The organism is Methyloversatilis sp. (assembly GCF_051861465.1).
GTDB lineage: Bacteria > Pseudomonadota > Gammaproteobacteria > Burkholderiales > Rhodocyclaceae > Methyloversatilis.
In genome coordinates, this window is sequence record NZ_JBHYCQ010000005.1 from 272336 (window position 1) to 298886 (window position 26551).

The following is a 26551-nucleotide window of genomic DNA, read 5'->3' on the forward strand; positions in this document are numbered from 1 at the left end:
CCGCAGTGTAGCCTCCACGTTGCGGCGGAGCGAATGGACGGATGCGCTTGTGCACCAGACAAAAAAACGCCCCCGGCCGTCTGGCCGGGGGCGTTTTTCGCAACGAAGCCGTGAGGCTTAGTTTGCGGCGAACGGGTGCGTGGCCGAACCCTTCTTGGCAACCACTTCAGCAGCGGTCGGGGTACCGGCAACAGCGCGAGCGATCGATTCCTTGACCGCGCGGTAGTTGAAGTCCTGGATCTTTGCGTCGTCTTCGGCCATCCAGTGGATGAACACGCCGACGCAGATGAACAGGTTGTCGGCTTCGTCAGCCGGGATCGTGCCGTCAGCAACGCTGTCGGCAACGGCCATCGCGACGCCGCGCTGTGCCGGGCCAAACATCTGGACAGCCTGCTTGGCGCCCTTGATGGTGACCTTGTTGAACATGACCGTTGCCGGCTTGCACAGCAGGTTCGGTGCAACGACGGCCAGCAGGGACGTGAAACCATCCTTGTTGTTCACCAGGGCGTTGGCGAAAGCGGCTTCTGCAGCGCTGCCACGCGGGCCCATGATCAGGTCGATGTGAGCGACTTCATTGCCGTCACCAACCAGGGATTCACCAACACACAGACCATTAATCTTCGCCATATCGAATCTCCTCATTACTAGGCAAGTTATAGGGGTTTACCCCCTGTGGTAGCCCGCGTTCCGGGGTACGAAACACAGGATAAAAACTTCGTTGTGGTGCGTTTCTGGTGCCTTTGTGATGCTTTCTTGCTTTTGGTTGCATCCTGGCGCCGTCATGCGCCGGCAATTTCCAGCACGCCGGCGAGGAAGGCGGTCACGACCGTCAGGTCTGCGCTCGTTCCGGGATTGATGCCCGCCGTTTTCAGACGTTCGTCCCATTCCCTCAGCGTGTCTTGCATCATAACCGGATCATCCGCCCGTTCAAACCCGTCCAGCAGGCGTATCGCCGTGTTGCGCACCGATAGCGCCGTTTCCGGACCATGTTTGCGCATGATGTGGGTGTCGGGAATCAATGCGAGACAGAACATGAACACTTTGGCCGCTGCCCATGCTTCACTGCACCATCGATCACGCGCCGCCAGATGGACCGGCAACAGGTGGCGGAGGACCAATTGGTAGCGCCATGCGTACAGCGCGGCGATGCTGTCGCGGTGCGCGGCGATCTGCATGGCCTGCAGCAGCGTGATCCGCGCATCGCCCGCCACGTCGTGATCGTCGCGCCGACCCAGTCCGGCCGGCTGGGCCAGACGGATTGCCGCATACGCGTGTGACGCGTCGGTGACAGTCAGGCCAGACAGCGTGCGCTGCAGCGACGCCGACAGGTCTTCGCCAGACTGGCGGTGCAGTGCAGCATGGGCGATCGGCGCGCAGCCCAGTACGATGCCCAGATTGGTATTGCATCCGACCGCCTGCCAGGTGGCGCGCATGGCCCCTTCGATGCGTTCGCCGACTGTCGCGTCCGCGCGACAGATCGGCCCGGCGGCCGCCTCTGCGCTGGCGAGGAAATCGGCCACCTGCATGCGGTGACCGTCGCCGTGACGGCCGACATTGCCCGGCTTCAGCGCCTCGATGTCGAGCCGGCACGCGTTCAGGAAGGCACTTTCCAGCGCCGTTTGACGCGCGATCCGGCCGGTGTCGGGCGGCCGCGTCATCAACATGCGATCTCGCCCGCTGCCGGGCAGCGGCGCAGCAGATCGTCCGCCAGCGCCTGTGCGATGTTCAGGCTGGTGACGCCCTGCAGACCCTTCCAGGCCGGAATGCTGTTGACTTCAAGTACGGTGAGCCGGCCGTGGTCGTCGCGCAGGATGTCGACGCCGGCGTAGTCCATGCCGGTGGCGCGGGCCGCATCGACCGCCAGCCGGGTCAGCGCTTCGTCGGGCGGAATGGCCTCGCAGCGTCCGCCCTGCGACACATTGTTCAGCCAGCTGCGGCCCTTGCGCAGCATGCCGGCGACCGGCTTGCCGTCGATCACCATGATGCGCCAGTCGCTCCACTCGCCCAGTGCGTCGCGCGAGCGGGCGCTGTAGCGCTGCATGTACCAGACGTGGCCGACGCTTTCTGCGTCGGGCAGCGCATCGCCGGCCGTCAGGCGCACGATGCCTTCGCCCTGCGAGCCGAACAGCGGCTTGACCAGCACGTCGTGTCCGGCAGCGAATTCGCGCATCAGCACGGCGCGCGCCTCGCTTTCGCTCTCGGCCACCCAGGTCGGCGGCGTCGGAATGCCGGCGTGGTGCAGCAGCACGCTGGTCATCGCCTTGTCGACGCTCTTTTCGATGGCGCGCGCGTGGTTGTAGACCGGAATGCCCAGTTCGCCCAGGTAGTGCAGGAAATCCATGCGCAACACCACCTGCTGCAGCGTGCCGCCGGCCACGCCGCGCACGAAAACGGCCTGCGGCAGCTTCTGTTCGAAGCCGGGCATCATCACGCCCGATACGCCGCGCTGCAGGTCGATGTGGCACTCGCCCAGACTGACATAGCGCGCCAGCAGGCCGCGCGTCCGGAAAGCCTCGACCAGGCGCTTGCCGTGCCAGCCCGGCTCGTCGGTCACGATGGCGATGTCGGCCTGCTGCGCACCCATGTCGCCTACTTGCCCTCGCCGAACGAACGGCCGAGCAGTTCGGCATTGATCTGGCCGGCCCGGAAACTCTTGCCGGTGCGCAGATTGCTGACGATGACACGCGCCGGGGCGAACAGCATCGGGTCGATCTTGTAGAAGTCGTACTTCACTTCCTTGAACACCTCGGCGAACGGACGGCCATAGTCGCGCGACGAGGACGACGGCAGTTTCTGCGCCAGATCGGAAGCCGAATCGTCGTCGCTGTCCACATAGAGCTGTGCCACGCCGCCGAACAGAATGGCGTCGTTGGTGCGGCCCATGGCATTCAGGAAGTCGGGCGCCGGCGGTGCGACCGGTGCGCTGGCGGAACCGTCGACCACCTGGGTCAGCGGGAAGCCCAGCGCATGCACCTTGTGCAGCGCGACTTCGAGCACGCGGCCGACCACCTGCACCGTACCGGCCAGGCTGCGCGTCGGCGTCAGGATCAGCGTCACGGCGTCGTCGGCGACCCCGCAGTCGCGGCGGATCTTGGCCAGCACTTCGGCCGGCGGCTGACGATCGACTTCCAGTACCAGCACGGCGTGCTTCGCGTCGTCCTTGTAGCCCAGTTCGGCAAACAACGGCTCCTTGACCGCCAGCGCACGACCGGGGCCTGAACCGAGCGCATGGAACGCGTCCTTGCCTTCGCCGTGCGACAGGCTCCAGCCAGCGTACTGACTGGCCAGGCAGGCGACGACCGGATGGGTCGAATGCACGTTGATGGTCAGTGGCCAGTGCGCATCACGGGTATTGAAAGTTGCGGTGCCCAGACCGCCCATGCAGATTTCGGTGATGCGGCGACCCGCTTCGATGCCGCCGTGGCAGTGGATGCCGGCGTCGATGACGCGGCCGCCGCCGGGCAGGGCATCAACCTTGATGCGCAGCGCGTCGGCGTCGCGTACCAGGCCCTCGACCAGATCCATGACGTATCGGCCCACGCTGGGCTGGGCACCGGTCAGTACCGGTCCGTGTTCTGCAGTGCTCATGCGCTTCTCCTCGGGAATACAAGATCGTTTTTATGGTCTGTTGCAACCGCTCCGGCGGACGGGGCGATCCGGTGCAGCACTTCTTCGTGGCGTTGCTGCAACTGCATGCGAACGCTCTCTTCATCATGGCCCGCCGCGTGAGCGGTGCAGACCGGTGTTGCCTTCGCGACCAGGCTGCCGGCAGCCGGCAGATCGGTGCAGCCGCCGGGCCACCGGACGCCGTCGCCGATGACCAGGTCGTGCGGCGCATAGACCACGCGCAGGCCGCGCAGCGTGCCCGACGGTGACAGCACCACATCGTTCAGTCGCCCGGCACAGGCGGCCACATGGGCTGCGAACAGGCCGCCTTCGACCCGGTTCTCGTACAGCGCGAGGGTTGCGGTCGGCCGCGGGTTGATTTCCAGCAGCACGTGACGGCCGCCCTGCAGCACCAGATCGGCACCGTTCAGTCCGTGCAGTCCGAACGCCTGCACGATGGCGTCGACATCGCGTTCCAGCGCGGCCAGCTGCGCGTCGTCCAGCGGCAGGTCACTCACCGCTTCGCTCCAGGCGTACGGCCCGGCAATCGCCCCTGGAAACTGCCGGCTGACGCCGACGATGCGGCCGCGACGGCCATCGGCCAGGAAAAGCACCGAAGCCGGAACGCCCGCCACGTATTCCTGTGCATGCCAGCCGGGCGGAATCGCCTCGCCAGCCCACGCCGGTCGTACGTGCGCGCCGCCGCAGGCACCGGTCTGTTTCATCAGCCAGCCGTCCGGTGCCCGACCTTCACTGCGCATCGCCGCAAAGCGCACGCCCGCCTGCTGCAGGCCGGCCGCCAGCGTGTCCGGCGCCTTGCAGCGCTGTACGGTCGCCGCAGTGTTGCCGATGCGCGGGACGGATGCGTGGCGCGCGAGGTCCAGCGCGGAAAGCAGATCAGGCCGCCGTTCGAAGCCCGATCCTGCGACGATGCCGTCGCAGTCTCCGGCCAGTCCGGCAATCAGCGCAGGCAAGTCGTCACCGAAGGCACCGTCGCGAAAATCCGCCCTGACGGTACGTCGGGCCAGCGCCCGTGTGTCGGTGTCGGCGAACGGATCGATCACGTCGCAGGTCCAGCCTGCCGCGGCGCATGAGTGCGCCAGCGCGCGTGCGCTGCCCGACACGATGAGCCAGTGCGGCACCGGCGTGCTTTCCAGCCTGGTACGGTCAGGCCACCAGTTCGCGGGCGGTGGCGAAGGCGTCGCGGAAGTCGAGATAGACCGGCTTGTCGGTATTGATCATGCGCTGGAACAATCCGCGCTGGCACAGGTACTTCACGTTGCCGATGGCCAGTGCGCCGATGCCGACCGCCTTGCCCGAACCGGCTTCCAGCGGCTTGCCGTCGTCCATCACGCCCAGACCTTCGACGCCGGCCGGCGGCACCGCGTTGACGTCGGCGGCCACCAGCAGCGAGGTCGCGGACATCAGCTGCGCCTTGCTCAGCACCTGGATGCCGGCCTTCGCCGTACACAGGATGATGTTGGCTTGCGGCATCAGGTTTTCCTTTTGTTCGTTCGATCCGGCCTCGACCGGCAGCACCGACGAGCCGTAGCGCGTATTCACCACCTCGGAGGCGACGCGGGCACGCATGGCGCTCGAGTGGCTGCCCACCAGCACCTTGGCGCCGGCACTCGAAGCCAGTACGGCTGCGGCGGTCCCCACCGGGCCGGTGCCGCCCAGCACCAGCACGGTCTTGCCTTCGAGTTCGGTGTTGTGCGCCTTGCGCAACTGGCGTTCGACACAGGCGACCAGCGCGGCCGCGGTGGTGAAGGCGCCGCTCGGATCGGCGAACACCGACACTTCGAACGGCGGCACCATCGCATTGCGGCAGGCGTCCAGCATGTCGGCCGCCAGACCGATGTCGCGGCCACCGATGAACAGGCCCGTGCGCTTCACGCCATTGGGGCCGCGCGAAAAGATCGCGTCCTGCGTCAGGCCGTAGATCTGGTCGAGGCCGACGCCGGAATAGGGCATCAGAACCTGGTAGCCCGCATCACACGCCATGTTCACGTCGAACGGGCTGATGTTGTTGGTCGGGCTGAACATGTGAAGGATGTAGGGGTTTTCCATGGTCTGTCTCACTCTTTCCGCCCGAAGGCTGCGTACTCTGGTTACGTCGTTGTCAGGTGCGTGCTTGCATGGGCCACAGGTGTGCCCGGTACTTATTCACGGCTGGTCGCGGCAGCAGTTGAAGTCTGTCGCGATGTCCACTGCGCGCCTTCGTTGCGCGCAGCACAAATCATCAGTTCCAGACCGGCCGCATCCGCGTAGCGTTCGCGAACCGCCCGGACCATGGCCTGCGCATCGGCCTCCGATGCGGCCAGCGCGAAGCCGGTCGGCCCCCACGAACTTTGGCCGATGCAGGCTGCGCCCAGTTCCTGCAGGGTCAGCGCGACCTCGCCGACCCGCTTGCTGGTGTAGCGCCCACCCTGTGCCGGCGAGAAGTAATCGCCGACGCAATGCTGCAGTTCGTTGATCGCAGCGCCGAAGAGGTCGATGTCTTCCTCGGCCAGCGCGGGCAGTGCGCGCATCAGCACCAGCCGGCTCAGCCGGTCGGCCACGCCCGCCGCATAGGGCGGCAGCACGCGGAATGCTTCCTTCTCGGCGCTGCCGTGCAGGCCGCGGCACGCGTGATCGAAAATCAGCACCATGCGCCAGGCGGCCGGAAAGCGCATCTGCGCGATGATCGGGGGCGGTGCATCCACGGCGCCGCGACCGCCATCGACGATGAAGCCGCCGCCATCGAAACTGCCGATGCCGATGCCGGAGCGGGCACCGCGGTCGAGCAGGCTGGCGACTTCGCGTGAATCCAGATTGAGACCGTACAGCCGGGCCAGTGCCACGCCGACCGCGAGGGCAAGCTGAGTGCCGGAACCGAGGCCCGAATGCGATGGAATGGCGTCGGTCAGCGTGATGCGTGCTGGCGGCAGGTCGAAGCGCGTGCTCAGGTCATGGGCGTAGCGATGGGCGCGTTCGGCGTCGGCACCGGTCACCTGAAGCGTGTCGGAAGGCTCGATCTCGACCACCGTGCTCAGCCCGTTCAGCGTCAGGCCGACGCTGCCGAAGCGCCGCCCCATGCTGCCGTCGAGGTCGATGAAGCCCAGGTGCAGACGCGCGGGGGCCCGAACGGTCAGGGCGGCGGCGGTTGCGTGTCTGGAGTTCATCGCGTCAATCGTGGTCCGAAGAAGCGTTGATTATCCCAAATTCGCCTGCAGCGCAGGGAAGGCTTGGAGGATGTGGCCCGGCGACGGAGTCCGGTGCTGCCGGGTGACGTCGTTTTCGGATCGTGCTGTATCGCATGTGAAACAGACTGATCTCACGCGTTCGTCGTGACTTCGATGCTGCACTGCGGCACCCGAACGTCAGTCCGCACCCGCTTTTTGCATGTTGTATCGTGGCGAGTGCTGAGTGTGACCCAACTGATGAAACGGATGATTCATGACCCATGAAGCGACTTCGACTGTCGTCACCGAGGTGGCCTGTCCGCTGTGCGGCCACGCCTGTGACGACCTGAGCGTCGATACCGCCGGCGCTGCATTGGCGGTGGTGGCCCATGGCTGCGATCGGGCGGTCAGCGGATTTGCCCGCCTGGGCGCCGGTTCGACGGCCGCGACGCCGCGCATCGCCGGTCGTCCGGCCACGCTGGACGAAGCCTGTGCCGAAGCAGCCCGCCTGCTCGCCGCGTCGGCCCAGCCGATGTTCGGCGGCATGGCGCTCGATGTGGCTGGCGCACGCGGTGCGATGGAACTGGTCGATCGGGCCGGCGGTGTCATCGACCACCTGAACAACGAATTCGGCTGGCGCGCCAGCCGCGTGATCCAGGACGGCGGCGGCATCAACACCACGCTGGCCGAAGTGAAGAATCGCGCCGACCTGATCCTGCTGGTCGGCACCGATGCGGTCAGCGCGCAGCCACGCTTCTTCGAGCGCTGCGTGTGGGTGAAGGAAACAATGTTCGACCTGCAGCCGGCCAGCCGGCGCATTGTCTATCTCGGCGGCGGACTGGATACGCAGCCGGGTCACTCGCCGGACGGGCGTGCGCCCGACGTGTTCGACTTCGAGCCCAGCCGCATGCCCGAAGCGCTGTCGGTGCTCAATGCGCTGGTGGCGCAGCAGCCAGTGGCCGGCAATGCCCCGCTGGGCATTGCGCTGGCGCGCTGGCAGGCACTGGCCGATGCGCTGCTGGGCGCACAGTACAGCGTGGTCGTGTGGACCGGACCGGCATTCGAGCTGTCGCAGCTCGACCTGAATGTGGGCGCCATCGTGTCGCTGGTGCGTCGGCTCAATGTGACCACCCGCTGCAACAGCCTGCCGCTGGCCGGCAACGACGGCGACCTGTCGATGGGCGCCGTGCATACCTGGCAGACCGGCTATCCGATGCGCACCAGTTATGCCAGCGGCGCGCCGAAGTTCGACCCGCTGCACAACGGCATCGACCGCCTGCTCGCGACCGGTGAAGCGGATGCGCTGGTGTGGCTGTCCAGCCTGAACGACCTGCAGTCGCCGCCGGCCACCGGCGTGCCCACCATCGTGATCGCACCGCCGTCACTGAAGCTGGCCGCCGAGCCGCAGGTCTACATTCCGGTCGCGACGCCGGGCGTGCATCACACCGGACATTTCGTGCGTACCGACAAGGTCGTGACACTGCCGCTGCAGGCCTTGCGCCGGAGCGCGCTGCCGGCAGCCGGCGAGGTGGCGGTGGCCATCGCCAACCGCCTGAAGGAGGTGCAGTCGTGAGCGTCATCAAGCTGACCGGCGGCCGGGTGATCGATCCGGCAAATGGCGTCGACGATCAGGTACGCGACCTCTACATCCGCGATGGCCGGCTGATCGCCGCGCCGGACGCGAACGACAGGATCAGCGCCGAGTACAACATTTCCGGCCGCATCGTCATGTCGGGCGCGATCGACATGCACAGCCACATCGGCGGCGGCAAGGTGAACATCGCGCGCGAAATGTTGCCGGAAGACCATCGCGGCGATCCGGTCGAGCGCACCGAACTGACGCGCTCCAGCTGCGGCCACGCCGCGCCGGGCACCCTGGCGGCCGGCTACCGTTATGCCGAAATGGGCTACACCGCGGCGTTCGAACCGGCGCTGCTGCCGGTCAACGCGCGCCAGGCCCACATGGAAATGGGCGACACGCCGATGCTGGACACCGGTGGCTACGCCATGCTCGGCAGCGATGATTTCCTGCTGCGCATGCTGGCGGCGAAGGAAGACCAGCAGGCGATCAACGATTACGTGGCGTGGACCCTGCACGCGACGCAGACGGTCGGCATCAAGGTGGTGAACCCGGGTGCGATTTCCGCCTTCAAGTTCAACCAGCGCAAGCTCGACCTCGACGAGCAGAACGCCTTCTACGGCATCACGCCGCGCGAGATCGTCAAGGTGCTGTCGCGCGCGGTGCATGACCTGGGGGTGGCCAAACCGCTGCACGTGCATGCCAGCAATCTGGGCGTGCCGGGCAATGTGGACACCACGCTGGGCACGATGGACGCGGCGGAAGGCCTGCCGGTCCACCTGACGCACATCCAGTTCCACAGCTACGGCACCGAGGGCGAGCGCAAGTTTTCGAGTGCTGCGGCCCGCATTGCCGAGGCGATCAACCAGAAGAAGAACGTGTCGGCCGACGTCGGGCAGATCCTGTTCGGCCAGACGGTGACCGCCTCCGGCGACAACATGGTGCAGTACCGCAACGCCGGTCACGGCTCGCCGAAGAAGTCGGTCATCATGGACATCGAGTGCGATGCCGGCTGCGGCGTAGTGCCGTTCAAGTACAAGGACCAGAACTTCGTCAATGCGCTGCAGTGGGCCATCGGCCTGGAAATCTTCCTGATGGTCGATGACCCGTGGCGCATTTTCCTGACCACCGACCACCCGAACGGCGCGCCGTTCACGACGTATCCGCACCTGATCAAGCTGCTGATGGACCGCAGCTTCCGCAATGCGATGCTCGACACGATCAACCCGGATGCGCGCGCGATGAGCAACCTGGCGGGTCTCGACCGCGAATATTCGCTGTACGAAATCGCGATCATGACGCGCGCCGGTCCGGCCAAGCTGATCGGCCTCGCCGATCGCGGTCATCTGGCGCCGGGCGCGGCGGCCGACATCGTGGTCTACAAGGAAGATGCCGACCGCGAGCGCATGTTCGAAAAGCCGGAACTGGTGTTCAAGGACGGCGAACTGGTGGTGCGCGACGGCCGCATCGTCAAGGTGGTGCGCGGCGGCACGCATGCCGTGAAGCCCGAATTCGACATCGGCATCGAAAAGAAGATCAAACCCTATTTCGAACGTTTCCATTCGGTGCGCATGAACAATTTCAAGATCAGTGACGATGAACTGTGCGAGTGCGGTGGCGGCTCGAAGCTGATCGCCCATGCCTGCCGGAAGCGGGGTTGAACCGATGATCATCAATGGCGTAGCAATCGACGACACCTTTGCCGAAGCATTCGGCATGCGGGGCATCCGCCTCATCATCACGGCCTACAACGAAACCTGGGCCCTGCATTCAGCCAATGCGCTGACCGGATTCGCGACCTCGGTCATCGCCTGCGGTGCCGAGGCGGGCATCGAACGCATGATGTCGCCGGACGAAACGCCGGACGGCCGTCCGGGCGTATCGGTGCTGCTGTTCGCCGTGTCGAGCAAGGAACTGATCAAGCAGATCGAGCGGCGCGTCGGCCAGTGCGTGCTGACCAGCCCGACCAGTGCCATCTTTGCCGGACTGGACGAAGGTGACCCGGTGCCGCTGGGCAAGACGCTGCGCTACTTCGGCGACGGTTTCCAGACTTCGAAGCAGATCGCCGGCAAGCGCTACTGGCGCATCCCGGTCATGGATGGCGAATTCCTCGTGCAGGACACGGCGCGCATGGTGAAGGCGGTCGGCGGCGGCAATTTCCTGGTGCTCGCAGATACCCAGGTGCAGGCACTCGAAGCATGCGAGGCAGCCATCGTCGACATGCGCAAGCTGCGCGAAATCGTCATGCCCTTCCCGGGTGGCGTCGTGCGGTCCGGCTCCAAGGTGGGCTCCAAGTACAAGGCGCTGTCGGCCTCGACCAATGACGCTTTCTGCCCGACGCTGCGCGGTGCGACCAAGTCCGAGCTGGACGAACGCATCGGTGCGGTGCTCGAAATCGTCATCGACGGCCTGACCGACGCATCGGTCAAGAAGGCGATGGAGGTCGGCATGCGTGCGGTGTGCCGGATCGGTGCCGCCGGCGGCATCCGCCGCCTGTCGGCCGGCAATTACGGCGGCAAGCTCGGTCAGTTCCAGTACCACCTGCGGGAGATCCTGAAATGAGCGCCCTGACATTCACGCTGCGTAGCGCACCGGCCCAGCGCGTCGATGTCGGCATGCTGAATCCTGCTGCACTGGCGGGCCAGGCGGCGTCCGACATCGCAGCCATCGTGTTGAAGGTCGGCAAGCGCGCCGTGCGCGCAGATGATCTGTTCGACATATCCGGCGACGACGCGACCGACATCGTGTTCCGCGGTGACTGCAGCAAGCTCGAACGCATCGGCGCCGGCATGAAATCGGGCCGCGTCACCGTCGACGGCGACGCCGGGCCTTACGTCGGCCAGGGACTGCTCGGCGGCACAATCACGGTCGCCGGTTCGGCCGGGGCCTTCTGCGCGACCGGCATGAAAGGTGGTCGCATCGACATTGCCGGGGACGTTGGCGAATCGGCCGGCGGTGCCATACCGGGTGAGATGAAAGGCATGGCCGGCGGCCTGTTGCTGGTCGGCGGCCACGCCGGTGACCGGCTGGGCGACCGCATGCGGCGCGGCCAGATACTGGTCAGCGGCAATGCCGGTGATTACTGCGGTACCCGCATGATCGCCGGCACGATCGCGGTGGCCGGCACGCTGGGCGCCTATCCGGCGTACGGCATGAAGCGCGGCACGCTGATCCTCAACGCATTGCCGGCGCAGATGCTGCCCACCGTCGTCGATTGCGGCGCGCATCGGCTCGGCTTTCTCAGCCTGCTGTACGCCAGCTGGAAAGGCCTGCCCGGACCGTTCGGTGCGCTCGACGCCGGCGCCTGCACGGTGCGCCGATACATGGGCGACATGGCGGTCAGCGGACGCGGCGAACTGCTCGTCCGCGGCTGATGACGGCGGCGGGCTGGTGGCCTGACTCGGCCTTCGGGCGGGTCAGGCGCAACGCAGCCGGGCGTCTGGTCGTGACCGACGCGCTGCTGCGCGACTGGCTGGCAAGGCCTGAGCTGGCGCTCGTCGAGGACAGTTGCGACGCCGAACGCGCGCTGATGTCCAGCCTGCTCGGCGAGCCGGCGCGCATCGTCTCGCATCGCGAAATCGCATCGATTGCCGATGCGGACGCGCGCGACAACTGGTTCGCCTTCATCGCCTTTCGCGACCGCGTGCTCGCCCGGCCGGACATCGAATCGGCCTGGCTCGAACTGTTCCTCGAGGGCCTGAGCGGCATCGCGCCGTTGTTCGTGCCACAGCTCACGCAGCTCATCCTGCATGGCCTGCTCGAAGACTGCACTGGCAATGACGGTGCGCTGATGTGGCGCGCAGCCGAGCTATTTTTCCGCAGCCAACGCGCAACCCCGCACGGCGGCCGCATCCTGATGGCCGACGCCGAAGTGCTGGGCGACTACGCCGAGTCCGGTGGTTTCGGCAATATCGGCCGCCTGATCCGCCAGGCCGGAGCGATTCCTCGCGCGGTCGACCTCGACGTGCTCGACGCCGGCAGTGCCGCCGAACTGTATGCGCGCGCCGGCCGCCGCGCCGTGTTGCCGCTGAATTTCGGCCAGCCTGCGCTGGCGGCGCTGTGCCGCGTGATGGAGCGCTGGATCGCTCATTTCTACGGCTCCACGGTCCGCATCACGCCGCAGCAGGATATCCGCGACGAACACTGGGCCTGGCACATCGGACTTGACAGCGAAGCGATGGACCTGCTCAACACGCTGTACGAAGGGGGCGAGCTGGCCCCTGATCGCCTGTCGCGCATCGTCGCGCTGTTCCGGCTCGACTTTCTCGATGTCCGCGACATGCGTGCCGAACTGCGACCGGACGGCGCGGCGCGGCCGATCTGGCTTGCGCTGGCCATGGACGAAAATGGTCTGGTACAGATGAAGCCGCAGAATCTGCTGCTCAACCTGCCGCTCACGGGCACACACTGAGACGTATCACCGGGCGCGCCGGCACCCGTTCAGTTTTTCTCCGGTTTTTCAGCCCTTTCTTGATCGCCCTCAAGCGTGTTCGAATTTGCTGAGCGTGCGAATTAAATCGTCGCGTTCGGCGCTTAGCATTGCATTGAACCCGAAGGAACCTTGAAATGCGGCAACAGCAGCAGACAGACACCCCGGTACGGCCGAAAATCTGGCACGCGCTCACCGACGCAGCGACGCTGGATTCGGTCGGCGGCGCACGCGATGCCGGACTGACGACCGACGAAGCGGCGCGCCGACTCGCGGCCGATGGCCCCAACAGCCTGCCCGTGCCCGTGGGGCGCAGTGTTGTGCAACGCCTGCTTGCGCAGTTCGAGAACGTGCTCATCCGCGTACTGATCGCCGCCGCCGTGGTGACCGCGCTGCTCGGGCATCTGCTGGACAGTGCAGTCATCGCTGGCGTCGTGCTCATCAACGCATTGATCGGCTTTCTGCAGGAAGGCAAGGCCGAAGCGGCGCTCGATGCCATACGGAAGATGCTGTCGCCGCGCGCGCAGGTGCTGCGCGGTGGACGCCGGATCGATCTGCCTGCAACGGAACTGGTCCGGGGCGACATCGTGTTTCTCGCGTCAGGCGACCGGGTTCCCGCCGATCTGCGGCTGCTCGACGTGCGCAGCCTGCGCATCGACGAGTCCGCGCTGACCGGCGAGTCGGTGGCGGTCGACAAGAACACCGAGGTCTGTGCGGATGACGCGGCGCTCGGCGATCGAAGGTCGATGGCTTTTTCCGGCACGCTGGTGACCTACGGCCAGGGAACAGGTGTTGCGGTCGAGACCGGCGCAAGCACCCAGATCGGTCACATCAGCACCCTGCTTGCGGGGGTGCAGGCGCTGGAGACCCCGCTGACGCGCAGGATGGCAACCTTCAGCGCCTGGCTGACCTGGACCATCCTCGGGGTGGCCACCCTGGCGTTCGCTTTCGGCATTCTTGTCCATGATTTTTCGATGGCGGACATGTTCCTCGCCGCAGTCGGCCTTGCCGTGGCTGCGATTCCGGAGGGGCTGCCCGCGATCATGACCGTGACGCTGGCCATCGGCGTCCAGCGCATGGCGAAGCGTCACGCGATCATCCGCCGCCTGCCGGCGGTCGAGGCGCTGGGTTCCGTCACGGTCATCTGTTCGGACAAGACGGGCACGCTGACGCGAAATGAAATGACCGTGCAGCGTGTGGTCACGGCGCGCGACACTTTCGGGGTGAGTGGTGCGGGCTACGCGCCGCAAGGCGGGTTTTCTCGCGACGATGGCGAATGCGAACTGGTCGATTGCCCCGAACTGGTCGAGATCGGCCGCATTGCGCTGCTGTGCAATGACGCCGCCCTGAACCCGGATGGGCAAGGCAGATGGGTACTTGCAGGCGATCCGACGGAAGGTGCGCTGATCACGCTGGCGCTCAAGGCCGGCCTCGATGTCCGCCGCGAAGCAGAAATGCTGCCGCGCATCGACACCATTCCATTCGAATCCGAACACCGCTTCATGGCCACTCTGCATCACGATCACCAGGGCCATGCATTCGTGATGCTCAAGGGCGCACCCGAGCGCGTGTTCGAACTGTGCCGCGAACAGCGCGAAGGCGGTGATGCAAAACCGCTTCAGCCCGGCTACTGGCATGCCCGCAGCGAAGCCGTGGCGGGCGAGGGCATGCGCCTGCTCGCGCTGGCGGTCAAGCCGATGCCGGGCTCAGTGGGTGCGCTGACGTTCGCCGACGTTGAATCCGGCGGCTTCACATTGCTTGCGCTGCTCGGGCTCGCCGATCCGCCGCGCGAGGAGGCGGTCGCCGCGGTCGCGCGCTGCCGCGGTGCCGGCATCGCCGTGCGCATGATCACCGGCGATCATGCGGTCACGGCCCGCGCGATCGGCGAACAACTGGGTCTGGGCGACACGGTGCGCGTGCTCGCCGGCCCGCAGATCGAACAGATGGATGATGCGCAGTTGCGCATCGCCGTGGCCGACACCGAAATATTTGCCCGTGCCAGTCCGGAACACAAGCTGCGCATCGTTGAGGCGCTGCAGGCGAATGGCGAAGTGGTGGCGATGACCGGTGACGGCGTCAATGACGCGCCCGCCCTTAAACGTGCCGATGTCGGCGTGGCCATGGGTGACAAAGGCACCGAAGCCGCCAAGGAGGCCGCCGAAATGGTGCTGGCCGACGACAATTTCGCGTCGATTGCCGCGGCGGTGGAAGAGGGCCGCACGGTGTTCGACAATATCCGCAAATCGGTCTTATTCATCCTGCCGACCGGGGGCGGCGAAGCCGGCATCCTGGTCGCGGCCATCCTGCTCGGCCTGACGCTGCCGATCACGCCGGCGCAGATCCTGTGGGTGAACATGGTGACGGCCGTCACGCTGTCGCTCGCGCTGGCGTTCGAAACACCGGAAGCGGACATCATGCACCGCCCGCCGAGAAACCCGGACGAACCGCTGCTGACCGGATTCCTGCTGTGGCGCATCGTGTTCGTGTCGCTGCTGCTGGTGACCGGCGGTATGTTCCTGTTCCTGCGCATTCTCGAAGAGGGCGGCTCGCTGGAACTGGCGCGCACGGTTGTCGTGAACACGCTGGTGTTCGGCGAGATCGTCTATCTGTTCAATGTGCGCCACCTCACCGCAAGTTCGCTGACCTTCGAGGGTGTCACGGGCAACCGCTATGTGCTGCTCGCCATCTTTTTGCTGCTGGTGCTGCAGGGGCTGTTCAACTATCTGCCGGCGGCACAGATGCTGTTCGGCACCGCTCCGCCGCAGATGAATGCCTGGTGGCCGGTCCTGGTGTTCGGCGCACTGCTGATGGTCATCATCGAACTCGAGAAGCTGGCGGTTCGCTCCTGGGCACGCCGCGGGCGGCAGAGCGGCTGAACCATGGTGACGGTCACTCATGAATGCCCGCGGGCCTTCGCCCACACGGTCCGTCTTGCGTACAGCCGACGCAGGTCGGATCCGTCCGCGATCCCGTTCGCCGGATCGACAGTAAGGCAAGGATGCGGGAGACGAACGCTTCATGGTGACTGAAGGGATGCAATCCAGCGTGTTCTCCGAAATGGCGCTGCTGCTCGGGCTGACCACGGCCGCCGGTGCGCTGGCCGTGCGCCTGCGCCAGCCAGTGCTGATCGCCTACATCGTGGTCGGCATATTGGCCGGGCCGGCGGCTTTCGGTTTCGTCCAGGCGCATGACCAGATCGATTTGCTGGCGCAGATCGGCGTGGCGGTGCTGCTGTTCGTGGTCGGGCTCAAGCTGGATCTGTCGCACGTCAGGCGCATCGGTCCCGTTGCGCTGGCAACCGGTCTGGGTCAGCTGTGCTTCACGATACTGTTCGGTTTCATCCTGGTGCTGCTGCTCGGCAGGGGCGCCATGGAAGCGCTTTATGTCGCGGTTGCGCTGACCTTCTCCAGCACCATCATCATCGTCAAGCTGCTGTCCGACAAACGTGAGCTCGATTCGCTGCACGGACGCATCGCGGTCGGCTTCCTGATCGTGCAGGACATCGCCGTCGTGCTGGCCATGATGGCCATGAGTGCGCTGCGCGGTGCCGGCGATGCGGGCGCCACGGAAGTCGTGCTGTCGCTGCTTGCACGGGTGTCGGGTGCCGCGCTGATCATCTTCCTGCTGATGCGCTACATCCTGCCGCCGCTGGTGCGCACCATGGCGCGCTCACAGGAACTGCTGCTGCTGTTCGCGATTGCCTGGGGAACCGGCCTTGCCGCACTGGGCGAGTGGGCCGGTTTCTCGAAAGAGGCCGGCGCCTTCGTGGCTGGTTTCTCGCTGGCATCGACCCCTTACCGCGAAGCCATGAGCGCCCGCCTGACCGGTGTGCGTGACTTCCTGCTGCTGTTCTTCTTCATCGATCTCGGCGCCCGGCTCGATCTGTCGACGCTGGGTGATGAAGTCGCGCCGGCGCTTGTGCTCAGCGCCTTTGTGCTGATCGGCAACCCGCTGATCGTGATGGCCATCATGGGCTACATGGGGTATCGCAAGCGCACCAGCTTTCTGGCCGGACTGACCGTTGCACAGATCAGCGAGTTTTCCATCGTGTTCGTTGCCATGGGCATCACGCTGGGCCACGTCGGCCGCGAGGCGCTCGGGCTGACGACGCTGGTCGGACTCGTCACCATCGCGCTGTCCACCTACATGATCATTCACGCACAGACGCTGTTCGAGAGGCTGTCGCCCTGGCTGTCGATGTTCGAGCGCAAGCATCCGTATCGCGAGGTGACAGTCGAAAGCGCGGTCGAGCGCTCCGGTACGACTGACGTGATGGTGTTCGGGCTCGGGCGCTACGGCAAACGGCTTGCGCTGCAACTTGCCGACGCCGGATTGACCGTACGCGGCATCGATTTCGATCCGGAAGTGGTGCTCGAGCTGCGCGGGCGCGGAGTGCAGGTGGATTTCGGCGATGCCCAGGATCCGCACTTCCTCGACAGCCTGCCGCTCGATACGGTCCAGTGGGCCATCAGTACCCTGCCTGACTTCGAGTCGAACCGGGAGTGGCTGGCGGCGCTGAGGTCGCGCAACTTTCCCGGCGAGGTGGCGATCGTGGCCCGTGATGATGTGCAGGGCGAGCAGCTCAAGCGCGCAGGTGCTCCGATCGTGCTGTACCCGTTCCGCAACGCGGTGGATTACGTTGTGGAACACCTGTCCGATTTGATACGCAAGAAGGAGGAGCGACATGAAGCCAATCCGTAACATTCTCGCGGCAACCGATCTGTCTGCGCCGGCCCGGGAGGCGCTTGCGCGCGCATTTCAGCTCGCTGCGGAAACGGGTGCGCAGCTGACGCTGATGCATGCGGTGAGCAGCGGGGTCATGGCTGCGCTGCATGAACTGCTCGGCACCGGCGCGCCGACGGTCGAACAGCGCATCGTCGATGATGCCTGCAAAACACTGCGTGACCTCGCCGACGAACTGGGGCAGGCGCAAGGAGTATCCGCCGCCGTGCGCGTATTGACCGGTGCGGTCGTGCAGGAAATCGTTGACCAGACCGATCAGCTCGATGCCGATCTGCTGGTGGTGGGCGCGCGCGGTGAGGGTTTCATGCGCCACCTGATGCTGGGCTCAACGGCAGAGCGCATGCTCGGCGTGATGAAGAGGCCGGTGCTGGTGGTACGCCAGCCGCCTCATGCACCCTACCGGCGCGTGCTCGTGCCGATTGATTTCTCGATGGCGTCGGAGCCGTCGCTGCAGGCTGTCCGCGTGCTCGCTCCGCGCGCCGAAATCATTCTGCTGCACGCCTTCGAACTGCCGTTCGAAGGCAAGCTGCGCTACGCAGGCATCGACGATGCGGCAATACATGCGCTGCGGATTGCCGAACGCAGCTCGGCTTTCCAGCAGATCGAAGCACTGCAGGCAAGCGCCGGCATTGCCGACCAGTCGCGCATCATCGTTCGCCATGGTGATGCGTGTTCGCTGATCCGCGAGGTGCAGCAGCAGGAGCGCTGCGATCTGATCGCGCTCGGCAAGCACGGTCGCAACCGCATCAAGGAAATGCTGCTGGGCAGTGTGACCCGACATGTGTTGTCGGAGTCCGACTGCGACGTGCTGGTCGTCGGTGATTCGATCTGTGGGTGAGCGTCAATCGACGCCGGGCGAGGCAGTGGCCCACTGTCGAAAGCGTGCTGCCGTCCTTGCGATCCAGGAAAACGCGCGAACGTCGCGTTCAGATCGGGCCAGGGCAGGTCAGAACCATGCGTTCAGCGTGATGCTGCCAAAACGGCGCCAGTAGCCACTGCCGCCGCCCGGCGATCCGGCCTCGCTGTCGGACATGCCGGCTGCGGCGCGCAGCTGCCAGCCCGGCCCGAGGTCGTAGGCGACCCAGCCTTCGAGAAGATAGTTGCGGCCGGATGCGCCGTTGCCGTCGCCATCGGTTTCGTCGTAGCGACCGAACGCCGCTTTGGCGTAATAGCTCCACGGGCGGACGTCGTCGTAGATCGACATGAAGGCCCGGTACTCGAGATAGCGATCCGGGTTGTAGTAACCGCGATTGGCTCGGTTGACGTCCCACGGCCGGCTGTTTTCGAAGCGGTTGCCCTCGATGCCCAGCCGGATCTGCGGACGTGTCCACAGCGCATAATCGCCGCGCCAGGCAACGCGGTTGCGCTGGTTGTCGTCGTCGAACTCGAGCCGCGCGACGCTGGCGGCGAAGCTCCAGCGCGGCGTCGGCGTATAGGTCGCACCGATCGACACGTCGCGGAAATTCACTTCGTTGCGCAGCGCACTGATGGTGTCGATGATGCCGCTGCCGGTTTCCGCGTCGATGCGCCACAGATCGGCGGGGACGTAGCGCAGGCGCGCACGCCACACCGTGCTCTGCCAGCCGTCGTAATCGCGTCGGCCGAGCGTGAAGCTGGGCCACAGCGTGCCGCGGCTGCCCCGCACCTCGCCCAGACGCAATCCGTAGGTCGCGCTGATTTCGCTGCCGCTGACCGTGCGGCGCGGCGATCGTGTTCCGGTTTCGTAGCCGCTGATCTGTGGCAAACGCACGCCGACCTCGAAAAAATCGGTCGGCGAACGTCGCCAGCCGGCCAGCGCATACGGCGTGACGATGCGCAACCGGTCGGCGTCGTCCGACCAGTCGATGCCGGCCGAAGCGTAGTGCTGTGTATCCCGCCGGATCCGGTAATCGCGCAGCCACAGCGCACCGTCGTCGGCGATGTCGGCCAGCAGTGGCATGGCCTCGTCGGCGTATCCGGCCCAGTACAGTGCGCGCGCTTTCGCGACGTTCAGGCCGGGATCTGCAGACGCATCCAGGCGGTCGAACTCGCTGATCGCGGCGCGATGCCGCCCGGAGAAGTTCTCCGCCTGCGCCAGACCAAGCTGTGCATCGGCGTCGTCCGGATCGGCCTGCAGCAGGGTGGCGTAGATCGCCCGCGCACCGGCCGGGTCGTCCGACCACAGCAGCGCGCGCGCCAGGCCGCGTTGCGCCGTGCGGTCGTCCGGCTGGTCGGCGAGCAGCTTGCGCCACGCCTCGGCCGCACAGGGGTGACGGTCCAGCGCGGCGCAGGCCTGCGCGAGGCCGCGCCAGGTTTCAGGCAAGCCGATTCCTTCGGCGTGCGCTTCCGAGAACAGCGTACGGGCACCCGCGGCATCGCCTGACCACAAGGTCTGCCAGGCCAGCGGCAGCAACCACTCGGTGCGCCGCTCCGGCGCGAGCTGCAGCGCTTGCCGCCAGGCGAGCGCAGACTCTGCGTTGCGGTCGGCATAGCCCAGCACGCGCGCCACCTCAGCGGTGCGTGCGCCATCCGCGCGGTCTACCCGGGCCAGCTGGGCGTAGGTGTCGAGTGCGCCGTTGTAGTCCTGCGCTGCGGTGCGCGAACGTGCCAGGCCGAGCAGGGATTCGATCAGACCGCGCCGGCTGTCGTTGACCGAGGCCGCGTCGGACCAGCCATTCATCCGCTGCTGGAACAGCGCTGCGGCGCGCTCGAAGCGGCCCGCCCAGAGCGACTGCCAGGCGAGTGAAGGGAGGATGTCTGCCTGTCGGGCAGGCGCCACGCGCAGGGCGCGCTCATAGAGGTCGGCGGCGGCCTCGTTGCGGTCGGCAAATCCTTCGACCCGCGCGGCTTCTATCAGTAGATCGGTGTCATCCGGAAACTGCCTCACCAGCCCTTGATAGAGCTCGATCGCCGGTGCGTAGTCTCGTGCGTCGACCAGCTTGCGCGCTTCCTCTCGCTGCGGGTGAGCGGCGAAAGCGGGCTTCGCTGCGGGCAGCGAAAGCATCAGGGTCAGGGCGAGCGTCAGGGCAGGCAGTGCGCGCGTCATGGAGCAGGATGTTGCGGGCAGGTCGTATTACAAAAGTATCAGGCCTCGCGCCCGGTGCGCGGCGTGTTCCACGTGATGGACTGTCGCGCAGGCGCAACAAACAGGTGGTGCAGCGACATGCAGGTGGTGATCGCAAGGAAGGCCCAGTAAACAAGCGGATAGAACACGGCATACGGAAAGTAGCGCCAGATTCCGCGGTCATACCGGTGGTCGATCAGCGTGCCCAGGGCGAGCTGTATCAGGCACAGGGTGGCGATCACCATGCCCCACAGATTGGGCAGCGGGGAAGCGCCGACCGGGGGAAAGCCGATCGCCCACGACGTGATCCACAGGGCGGTCATCGCGACGAATACGATGGCCCAGCAGATCGACAGCACCGATTCGATGAACATCGGCCACATGCGGCGATAACGCCAGTGCAGGATGACGTCGAGATGGCGGCGCAGTACCTGCATCAGGCCGCGTGCCCAGCGCAGCCGCTGCCGGAACAGCGCCCGGAAGTGCGTCGGCACGGTCATCCATACGATGGCGTGGGGCTCGTAGCGGATGTCGTGAAAGTGGCGCTGCAGCTTCCAGGTCAGTTCGATGTCTTCGGTCGGCATGTCGGGCGAAAAGCCGCCGACCGACTGCACGGCGCTCTTGCGGAAGGCGGCCACCACGCCGGACACCGTCACGATGCGGCCCCAGATGCGCTGCGAGCGCCGCAGCAGGCTGACGATGGACGTGAATTCGATCGCCTGCAGCCGGCTCAGGAAGTTGTCGACGTTGCGCACCCGCGGGTTACCGGTGACCGCAGCGACGCGGGCACTCTGGAAGTGCGGAACCAGATGCCACAGGATGTCGGGCTCCGGCTCCGCATCGGCATCCATGATGAGCACGATGTCGCCGCGCAACATCGGCAGCGCGTCGTTCAGCGCCATCGCCTTGCCTTCGTTGATGCGCTTGTCGATCAGGCGTACCCGGCCCGTCTGCACGAAGGGCAGCACCTGGCGCACCGTGCCGTCGCTGGAGCCGTCATTCACAACCACGATTTCGTAGTCCGGATAATCGACGGCGCACACCGCGACCAGCGAGCGCGCGATCACCGCATCTTCGTTGTGCGCCGGAATGAGGATGCTGACGGGGGGTGCGAAACTGCGGTCGGGCGCCGCCGCACCCGGCTCGTCGCGTTCCCAGCGGAATACGAAGAACAGCGACGTGGTGATCCAGACCAGGCTGGAAATGATGGGGTAGGCGGCGAAGAAAAAAAGCGCCACCGCGTACGTCCCGGTGTACTGAAAGCTGATCAGCAGGCCTTCAAGTGCTTGCATGACTGCAGGTCAGCCCTTGCCGAACAGTCGCGACACTCCTGGATCGACGCTGCGCGGCGCGAGACAGCGGTACAGCTTTCGGGAATCGACGACGCCGATGACCGTGATGCGCGCGGTGCGCAGCATGTCCCAGTCGGCCACCACCGGGCGCCCGGCCCAGTCCTTCACGTATTCGGCCTTCGTGTCCGGCAACCGGCGCCGGGGGCCCTTGAGCTTGAAAATCGCCAGATTGTGCAGCACCCAGTACAGCGTCACCGCCGGGCTGATGATGAGTGTGGCAACGATCATCCAGGCCAGTACGCCGTAGTCGGGCAGGTCACGACCGACCAGCAGCCAGGCCCAGCCGAACAGGAACCACCCCGCGACGACGACCACGACATGCATCAGCCGCTGACCCGCGCCGCGCAGGGGCTCACGGCGCATCAGGTACGTTGCCGGGCGGCAACGGCGATCAGACCCAGCCCGCCCAGCAGCATCCACCAGGTCGCAGGTTCGGGTACCGGCAGCGGCTGGGTCAGGCTGAGCAGGTTTTCGGTCGGCACGAGCGTCCAGTCGGTGGCGCCCTCGCGCGACCAGCGAAGGTCGACGACGCCGGCTTCCAGCCGGTTGTAGGCGCCCAGCTGGAAGCGGTACAGGCCGACGTCGAGCAGGATGTCTTGCTCGAAGCCAAGCCGGTCACGCGGGTTCACGCCGTCCTTGACCAGTGAAAGCACCGCGCCGTCTGCGCCGTACAGGTTGAAGAAGAAGCCGTCGTCATACAGTACGCCGAAGTTGTAGAGGCTCTTTTCGGTGATGCGGATGTAGCCGTCGAAGCGTGACAGCCAGTTGGTCTGTGGCTCGCTGAGCGGCAATTCCAGCGTGGTGCCCCATTGCGCGGAGTACATCGCGTTGTAGAGCGTATTGCCAAAATTCACCTGGCTCGCGATGCCGGTCCAGCGTTCGATGACGCCGGACTGGCCCGCCGGCTGGTCGATCAGCGCATGCCAGTCGGCGATGCCCCAGATACCGGTGCCCCATGCAAAGTCGGATATCGGTTGTCCGCTGCCATAGGAGAGCGTGGCTTCATCCCACAGCACGGTGCTGCCCTGCCAGTTGTCATCGATCTTGACGAACAGCGCATCCGAGCCGCCACCCGTGCCATAACTTCCGGGCAGAGCAGGGGCCAGGTCGACGGCGAAGGCGGCGAGCGGTGCCGCCAGGGCCGTCGCCAGCAATGACGAGAGTGATTTTTTCATGACTGTGGTGTCCGGATTGAGCGAAGTCCTGCAGCATCGGACGCGTGCGTTACTGCGCCATGACTGCGTTTGGAACCGATTATGTAATACAACTTAGGTTATGTCTCTGCCGGAAGGCAGGACACCCGTCACAACCGTCGACGTGCAGGCCTGCGGGAATGCCAACTATTGTTACAACGGGCCTTCCGGACCACGTCGGGGCGCTGTGGTCCGCCGCGGCAGCGCATGCTCGAACACAGTGCCGGGCAGTGCACGCTGCGCCTCCGAGCTACGTTCTGCGCCACGGCACTGCTGCCGCTATACTTCGCCGCGATCTGTGCGCGCCCGGCGCACTCCGGCGCCCGTCCGGCCGATGTGCCCGCGCCGATTCACCGTTCAATGTCCAGTGACCGTCACGCCATGACCGCCGAAAAGCCCCTGATCCGTCCGTTGCGGCCCTCGTTTTCCTCCGGGCCGTGCGTGAAGCGTCCAGGCTGGACGCTGGCGGCGCTGGGCGATGCCTTCATCGGACGTTCGCACCGCGCACCGCAGGGCCTGGCCAGGCTCAGGGCGGTCATCGACCTCAGCCGCGAAGTGCTTGGCGTGCCGGATGACTACAGGATTGCCATCGTGCCCGGCTCGGATACCGGCGCGGTCGAAATGGCGTTGTGGTCGCTGCTCGGCGAACGCGACGTTGACTGCCTGGCGTGGGAAACCTTCGGCCAGAGCTGGGTGACGGACGTCGACAGCGTGTTGAAGCTGGCCGGCGCCCGTACGTTTGTCGCACCGTTCGGCAGCCTTCCCGACTTGAACGCCGTCAGCTGGGCGCACGATGTGGTGTTCACGTGGAACGGCACGTCAGGCGGCGTGCGCGTGCCGGATGGTGACTGGATCGCCGACGACCGCAGCGGTCTGTCGATCTGCGACGCCACGTCAGCCGCCTTCGCGATGGAATTGCCCTGGTCGAAACTCGACGTGACCACCTGGTCATGGCAGAAGGTGCTCGGCGGCGAGGCGGCGCACGGCATGATCGTGCTGAGCCCGCGCGCGGTCGAACGGCTCGAACGCCATGCACCTGCATGGCCGGTGCCGAAGCTGTTCCGCATGACCAACAAGGCCGGCCTGATCGAAGACCTGTTTGCGGGCAGCACGATCAATACGCCATCGATGCTGTGTGTCGAGGACCAGATCGATGCGCTGCGCTGGGCGTTGTCCATCGGCGGTCTGCCCGGCCTGATTGCGCGCAGCATGGCCAGCTTCGACGTGCTGGCGCGCTGGATCGATTGCAGTCACTGGGCGGCCTTCCTGGCCGAAGACCCGGCGACCCGCTCGAACACCTCGGTCTGTCTGAAGATTGTTGATCCTTGGTTCACCGAGCAGCCGCCGGCCACGCAGTGGGCGCGGGTGCGCCGCATGTGCGCGTTGCTTGAACAGGAAGAGGCCGCCTTCGACGTTGCGGCCTACCGCGATGCTCCACCGGGCTTCCGCATCTGGTGCGGCGCCACGGTCGACGCTGCCGATGTCGCCGCCCTGACGCCCTGGCTGGACTGGGCCTATGAAACCGTGAAGCAGGAATCCTCCGAATGAACCGCGCCATCCTGTTCGACTGTGACAGCACGCTGTCGACGATAGAAGGCATCGACGTGCTGGCCGAACAGGCCGGTGTGGTCGATCAGGTCGTGCCGCTGACCACCGCGGCGATGGACGGCCGGCTGAAACTCGAAGACGCCTACGCGGCGCGCCTGGACCTGATCCGGCCGGACGCTGCCGCCATCGAGGCGCTCGGCCAGCACTACATCGATACGCGGGTGACGGGTGCGTGCAAGGCGGTCGCCGCACTGCGCGCACTGGGCTGGCAAGTGCATGTGGTCAGTGGCGGCATCCGCCAGGCGGTACTGGCGCTGGCACGCCACCTCGGCGTACCGGACGAGCGTGTGCATGCGGTCGACCTGCAGTTCGACGAAGTCGGTGCTTACGCCGGCTTCGACCGCAGTTCTCCGCTGGCGCGCAGCGGCGGCAAGGCCGAAGTGTGCCGGGCGGTGCTGGGCGAGGTGGACAGCGTCGTCATGGTGGGCGACGGCATCACCGATCTGGAAGCCGGCGACGCCGGTGCGACGGTGATCGGCTTCGGCGGTGTCGTGCGGCGCGACATCGTGGCGCGTCGCGCGCATCACTTCATCGATCGTGCCGACCTGCGGGAAGTCGTGAAGCTGGTCGCCACGCCGGAAGAATTCGACCGCGTCGACCTGCTGCTGCGCTGACCGTCAGCGCGCTGCGCCGGTGCGGCGCAGCGGCCCGAAGCATTGCTTCAGTTCTGGCGCCACGCACACGACGTGCTGGTCGCCTTCCGGGTTGAACTTCACGTACACGGTGTAAAGCTTGTTCGTGTCGTCTTCCTTCGAACCGGCGCAATCCGTGCCGCCGTGGTCCTTCAGGATGGTCGCCTCCAGCTTGTAGAAGCCTGTGTCCGATCCCTTCGGATCGAATACATACGCCATTTCGCTGCGCTCCTCGCCACTCTGCACCGAGCCGCTGCCATCGATGCGGTATTCGTAGGTTTCACTGCACTGCGCCGGATCGGTCCAGCTCCAGGCGCCGGTGAGCTGAGGCACGGGCGAGGCTGCGCGCTCGGCATCGGCCGGGACGGCCTGCGCGGTCTGTGCGGCAAGCAGGCCGAACGACAGCAGGCAGGCGAGCTTCAGGGAAGTTGAGGGCATGATGGACTCCGTTGCGGGACGTGTGGGTGATCGGCTGGACGACGCATTCTGGCAATCGCTGCGTTTTCCGACACGGGCGTCGTGCCCGAGTTCTTCCGGAACGGAACGATTTCGCGCGGCGATGTCGAAATGCCGGGATATCTTCCCAGACATGGCGCTTTACCCGAAACCGGCGCCTACCGAGCCCCGAAGGATGCACACATGGTCGACAGCGCAATCATTGCCCATCTGTTCAGCGTGGCGGCAGCCCTGTCGGGTTACCCGGCGATAGCAGAACCGGATCGACCGCTGCTGCGGCTGATGACGCCCGCGGCGCTGGTCGAGGAAGTGTGCCCGGACGCGCCGTCGGAATGCGAGGAACTGGTCGCGTTGTACGACCGTGAGCGACATCAGGTGCTGATGCGTTCGGACCTCGACCTGCAGGACGCGGCCGACAATTCCTTTCTGGTGCATGAGTTTGTCCATGTGCTCGAAGCGCGCCACAAGGGGGCGGCGTATCAGCAGGACTGCATGGCGACGCTGCGTTCCGAGCGCGAAGCCTACCGCGCGCAGAACCTCTATCTCGACCGCGAAGGGCGTCCGGAGCGGCATGGCGGCATGCTCGCCCACCGCGTGTGTGCGACGGATCAGCCGGGCGGCAGCGGCACCATGAAACTCGAAATGGCGCCCGCCGGCCCGCGCGACGAACAGGCGCTCGAAGCTTTCATGCAGGACCTGAACCGGCGCGACGCGTCACCGGCGCGGCGCCGGTGACGGCTGGCCGG

Annotated in this window: 23 protein-coding genes; 11 read left to right on the top strand and 12 right to left on the bottom strand. The window is 66.0% G+C overall.

The annotated features are described in order from the left end of the window. Positions 1-117: 117 nt before the first annotated feature. From fae to ACTIFF_RS09440, 7 genes are all read right to left on the bottom strand, one after another. Positions 118-627, bottom strand: coding sequence for a formaldehyde-activating enzyme (gene fae, locus ACTIFF_RS09410; RefSeq protein ID WP_257078844.1), 510 nt, complete (start codon positions 625-627; stop codon positions 118-120). 152 nt (positions 628-779) lie between these two features. Continuing rightward, positions 780-1664 (bottom strand): triphosphoribosyl-dephospho-CoA synthase, encoded by an 885-nt coding sequence (locus ACTIFF_RS09415; protein WP_439536587.1) that lies wholly within the window; start codon positions 1662-1664, stop codon positions 780-782. Beyond that, the gene (locus ACTIFF_RS09420; RefSeq protein ID WP_439536588.1) at positions 1658-2584 is read right to left on the bottom strand and encodes an ATP-grasp domain-containing protein; all 927 of its coding nucleotides are present in this window, start codon (positions 2582-2584) and stop codon (positions 1658-1660) included. Before ACTIFF_RS09420 ends, ACTIFF_RS09415 begins: the two co-directional genes overlap by 7 nt. A 5-nt stretch (positions 2585-2589) precedes the next feature. Next, positions 2590-3588, bottom strand: coding sequence for a methenyltetrahydromethanopterin cyclohydrolase (gene mch, locus ACTIFF_RS09425; RefSeq protein ID WP_439536589.1), 999 nt, complete (start codon positions 3586-3588; stop codon positions 2590-2592). Further along, a complete protein-coding gene (locus tag ACTIFF_RS09430) occupies positions 3585-4748 on the bottom strand; it encodes an ATP-grasp domain-containing protein (RefSeq protein ID WP_439536590.1) in 1164 nt (387 codons plus the stop codon). The genes mch and ACTIFF_RS09430 overlap by 4 nt, the downstream gene beginning before the upstream one ends. 25 nt (positions 4749-4773) lie before the next feature. Further along, entirely contained in the window at positions 4774-5676 is a 903-nt protein-coding gene (locus ACTIFF_RS09435; protein ID WP_257078839.1) for an NAD(P)-dependent methylenetetrahydromethanopterin dehydrogenase, read from the bottom strand. A 92-nt stretch (positions 5677-5768) separates the two neighbouring features. Beyond that, complete coding sequence (locus ACTIFF_RS09440) at positions 5769-6770, bottom strand: beta-ribofuranosylaminobenzene 5'-phosphate synthase family protein (RefSeq protein WP_439536591.1); 1002 nt, start codon at positions 6768-6770, stop codon at positions 5769-5771. A gap of 274 nt (positions 6771-7044) precedes the next feature. Between ACTIFF_RS09440 and ACTIFF_RS09445 the strand changes: the two genes are divergently transcribed. The 8 genes from ACTIFF_RS09445 (at position 7045) to ACTIFF_RS09480 (ending at position 18359) form a co-directional block, all read left to right on the top strand. Next, positions 7045-8343 carry a formyltransferase gene (locus ACTIFF_RS09445; RefSeq protein WP_439536592.1) on the top strand — a complete coding sequence of 433 codons (1299 nt, stop codon included), beginning with the start codon at positions 7045-7047 and terminating at the stop codon, positions 8341-8343. Continuing rightward, positions 8340-10010 carry a formylmethanofuran dehydrogenase subunit A gene (locus ACTIFF_RS09450; protein WP_257094919.1) on the top strand — a complete coding sequence of 557 codons (1671 nt, stop codon included), beginning with the start codon at positions 8340-8342 and terminating at the stop codon, positions 10008-10010. Before ACTIFF_RS09445 ends, ACTIFF_RS09450 begins: the two co-directional genes overlap by 4 nt. A gap of 4 nt (positions 10011-10014) precedes the next feature. Continuing rightward, positions 10015-10911: a formylmethanofuran--tetrahydromethanopterin N-formyltransferase gene (gene fhcD / locus ACTIFF_RS09455; protein ID WP_257078916.1), complete on the top strand. Its 897-nt coding sequence runs from the start codon at positions 10015-10017 to the stop codon at positions 10909-10911. Beyond that, positions 10908-11723: a formylmethanofuran dehydrogenase subunit C gene (locus tag ACTIFF_RS09460; protein WP_439536593.1), complete on the top strand. Its 816-nt coding sequence runs from the start codon at positions 10908-10910 to the stop codon at positions 11721-11723. Before fhcD ends, ACTIFF_RS09460 begins: the two co-directional genes overlap by 4 nt. After that, positions 11723-12760, top strand: coding sequence for a DUF6352 family protein (locus ACTIFF_RS09465; protein ID WP_439536594.1), 1038 nt, complete (start codon positions 11723-11725; stop codon positions 12758-12760). Before ACTIFF_RS09460 ends, ACTIFF_RS09465 begins: the two co-directional genes overlap by 1 nt. Before the next feature lie 155 nt (positions 12761-12915). Continuing rightward, complete coding sequence (locus ACTIFF_RS09470; RefSeq protein ID WP_439536595.1) at positions 12916-15654, top strand: cation-transporting P-type ATPase; 2739 nt, start codon at positions 12916-12918, stop codon at positions 15652-15654. Between the two features lie 142 nt (positions 15655-15796). After that, positions 15797-17479 (top strand): cation:proton antiporter, encoded by a 1683-nt coding sequence (locus ACTIFF_RS09475; RefSeq protein ID WP_439536596.1) that lies wholly within the window; start codon positions 15797-15799, stop codon positions 17477-17479. Continuing rightward, positions 17463-18359: a universal stress protein gene (locus ACTIFF_RS09480; RefSeq protein WP_439536597.1), complete on the top strand. Its 897-nt coding sequence runs from the start codon at positions 17463-17465 to the stop codon at positions 18357-18359. The genes ACTIFF_RS09475 and ACTIFF_RS09480 overlap by 17 nt, the downstream gene beginning before the upstream one ends. Positions 18360-18467: 108 nt before the next feature. Here the strand turns inward: ACTIFF_RS09480 and ACTIFF_RS09485 are convergent, their stop codons facing one another. Genes ACTIFF_RS09485 through ACTIFF_RS09500 form a run of 4 tightly spaced genes read right to left on the bottom strand, consistent with a single transcriptional unit; the run spans position 18468 to position 23091 of the window. Further along, positions 18468-20546: a tetratricopeptide repeat protein gene (locus ACTIFF_RS09485; protein ID WP_439536598.1), complete on the bottom strand. Its 2079-nt coding sequence runs from the start codon at positions 20544-20546 to the stop codon at positions 18468-18470. 38 nt (positions 20547-20584) lie between these two features. Further along, entirely contained in the window at positions 20585-21856 is a 1272-nt protein-coding gene (locus ACTIFF_RS09490; protein WP_439536599.1) for a glycosyltransferase, read from the bottom strand. Between the two features lie 9 nt (positions 21857-21865). After that, entirely contained in the window at positions 21866-22279 is a 414-nt protein-coding gene (locus ACTIFF_RS09495; RefSeq protein ID WP_439536600.1) for a hypothetical protein, read from the bottom strand. Next, positions 22279-23091: a PEPxxWA-CTERM sorting domain-containing protein gene (locus tag ACTIFF_RS09500; protein ID WP_439536601.1), complete on the bottom strand. Its 813-nt coding sequence runs from the start codon at positions 23089-23091 to the stop codon at positions 22279-22281. The genes ACTIFF_RS09495 and ACTIFF_RS09500 overlap by 1 nt, the downstream gene beginning before the upstream one ends. A 399-nt stretch (positions 23092-23490) precedes the next feature. Between ACTIFF_RS09500 and ACTIFF_RS09505 the strand changes: the two genes are divergently transcribed. Further along, positions 23491-24657 carry a phosphoserine transaminase gene (locus tag ACTIFF_RS09505; RefSeq protein ID WP_439536602.1) on the top strand — a complete coding sequence of 389 codons (1167 nt, stop codon included), beginning with the start codon at positions 23491-23493 and terminating at the stop codon, positions 24655-24657. Continuing rightward, positions 24654-25331 carry an HAD-IB family phosphatase gene (locus ACTIFF_RS09510; protein WP_439536603.1) on the top strand — a complete coding sequence of 226 codons (678 nt, stop codon included), beginning with the start codon at positions 24654-24656 and terminating at the stop codon, positions 25329-25331. The genes ACTIFF_RS09505 and ACTIFF_RS09510 overlap by 4 nt, the downstream gene beginning before the upstream one ends. A 3-nt stretch (positions 25332-25334) precedes the next feature. On the opposite strand, the gene ACTIFF_RS09515 is transcribed toward ACTIFF_RS09510, so the two are convergent. Beyond that, the gene (locus ACTIFF_RS09515) at positions 25335-25787 is read right to left on the bottom strand and encodes a hypothetical protein (RefSeq protein ID WP_439536604.1); all 453 of its coding nucleotides are present in this window, start codon (positions 25785-25787) and stop codon (positions 25335-25337) included. Positions 25788-25988: 201 nt separating this feature from the next. Between ACTIFF_RS09515 and ACTIFF_RS09520 the strand changes: the two genes are divergently transcribed. Beyond that, on the top strand, positions 25989-26540 hold the full coding sequence (locus ACTIFF_RS09520; protein WP_439536605.1) for a hypothetical protein: 552 nt from the start codon (positions 25989-25991) through the stop codon (positions 26538-26540). Positions 26541-26551: the final 11 nt, after the last annotated feature.

Coding starts and splice junctions, on each gene's coding strand:
- ACTIFF_RS09435 (WP_257078839.1), bottom strand. CDS start 5,676: ATGGAAAACCCCTACATCCTTCACATGTTCAGCCCGACCAACAACATC.
- ACTIFF_RS09505 (WP_439536602.1), top strand. CDS start 23,491: ATGACCGCCGAAAAGCCCCTGATCCGTCCGTTGCGGCCCTCGTTTTCC.
- ACTIFF_RS09440 (WP_439536591.1), bottom strand. CDS start 6,770: ATGAACTCCAGACACGCAACCGCCGCCGCCCTGACCGTTCGGGCCCCC.
- ACTIFF_RS09460 (WP_439536593.1), top strand. CDS start 10,908: ATGAGCGCCCTGACATTCACGCTGCGTAGCGCACCGGCCCAGCGCGTC.
- ACTIFF_RS09470 (WP_439536595.1), top strand. CDS start 12,916: ATGCGGCAACAGCAGCAGACAGACACCCCGGTACGGCCGAAAATCTGG.
- ACTIFF_RS09415 (WP_439536587.1), bottom strand. CDS start 1,664: ATGTTGATGACGCGGCCGCCCGACACCGGCCGGATCGCGCGTCAAACG.
- fae (WP_257078844.1), bottom strand. CDS start 627: ATGGCGAAGATTAATGGTCTGTGTGTTGGTGAATCCCTGGTTGGTGAC.
- mch (WP_439536589.1), bottom strand. CDS start 3,588: ATGAGCACTGCAGAACACGGACCGGTACTGACCGGTGCCCAGCCCAGC.
- ACTIFF_RS09495 (WP_439536600.1), bottom strand. CDS start 22,279: ATGCGCCGTGAGCCCCTGCGCGGCGCGGGTCAGCGGCTGATGCATGTC.
- ACTIFF_RS09420 (WP_439536588.1), bottom strand. CDS start 2,584: ATGGGTGCGCAGCAGGCCGACATCGCCATCGTGACCGACGAGCCGGGC.
- ACTIFF_RS09515 (WP_439536604.1), bottom strand. CDS start 25,787: ATGCCCTCAACTTCCCTGAAGCTCGCCTGCCTGCTGTCGTTCGGCCTG.
- ACTIFF_RS09465 (WP_439536594.1), top strand. CDS start 11,723: ATGACGGCGGCGGGCTGGTGGCCTGACTCGGCCTTCGGGCGGGTCAGG.
- ACTIFF_RS09500 (WP_439536601.1), bottom strand. CDS start 23,091: ATGAAAAAATCACTCTCGTCATTGCTGGCGACGGCCCTGGCGGCACCG.
- fhcD (WP_257078916.1), top strand. CDS start 10,015: ATGATCATCAATGGCGTAGCAATCGACGACACCTTTGCCGAAGCATTC.
- ACTIFF_RS09480 (WP_439536597.1), top strand. CDS start 17,463: ATGAAGCCAATCCGTAACATTCTCGCGGCAACCGATCTGTCTGCGCCG.
- ACTIFF_RS09490 (WP_439536599.1), bottom strand. CDS start 21,856: ATGCAAGCACTTGAAGGCCTGCTGATCAGCTTTCAGTACACCGGGACG.
- ACTIFF_RS09510 (WP_439536603.1), top strand. CDS start 24,654: ATGAACCGCGCCATCCTGTTCGACTGTGACAGCACGCTGTCGACGATA.
- ACTIFF_RS09520 (WP_439536605.1), top strand. CDS start 25,989: ATGGTCGACAGCGCAATCATTGCCCATCTGTTCAGCGTGGCGGCAGCC.
- ACTIFF_RS09445 (WP_439536592.1), top strand. CDS start 7,045: ATGACCCATGAAGCGACTTCGACTGTCGTCACCGAGGTGGCCTGTCCG.
- ACTIFF_RS09475 (WP_439536596.1), top strand. CDS start 15,797: ATGGTGACTGAAGGGATGCAATCCAGCGTGTTCTCCGAAATGGCGCTG.
- ACTIFF_RS09485 (WP_439536598.1), bottom strand. CDS start 20,546: ATGACGCGCGCACTGCCTGCCCTGACGCTCGCCCTGACCCTGATGCTT.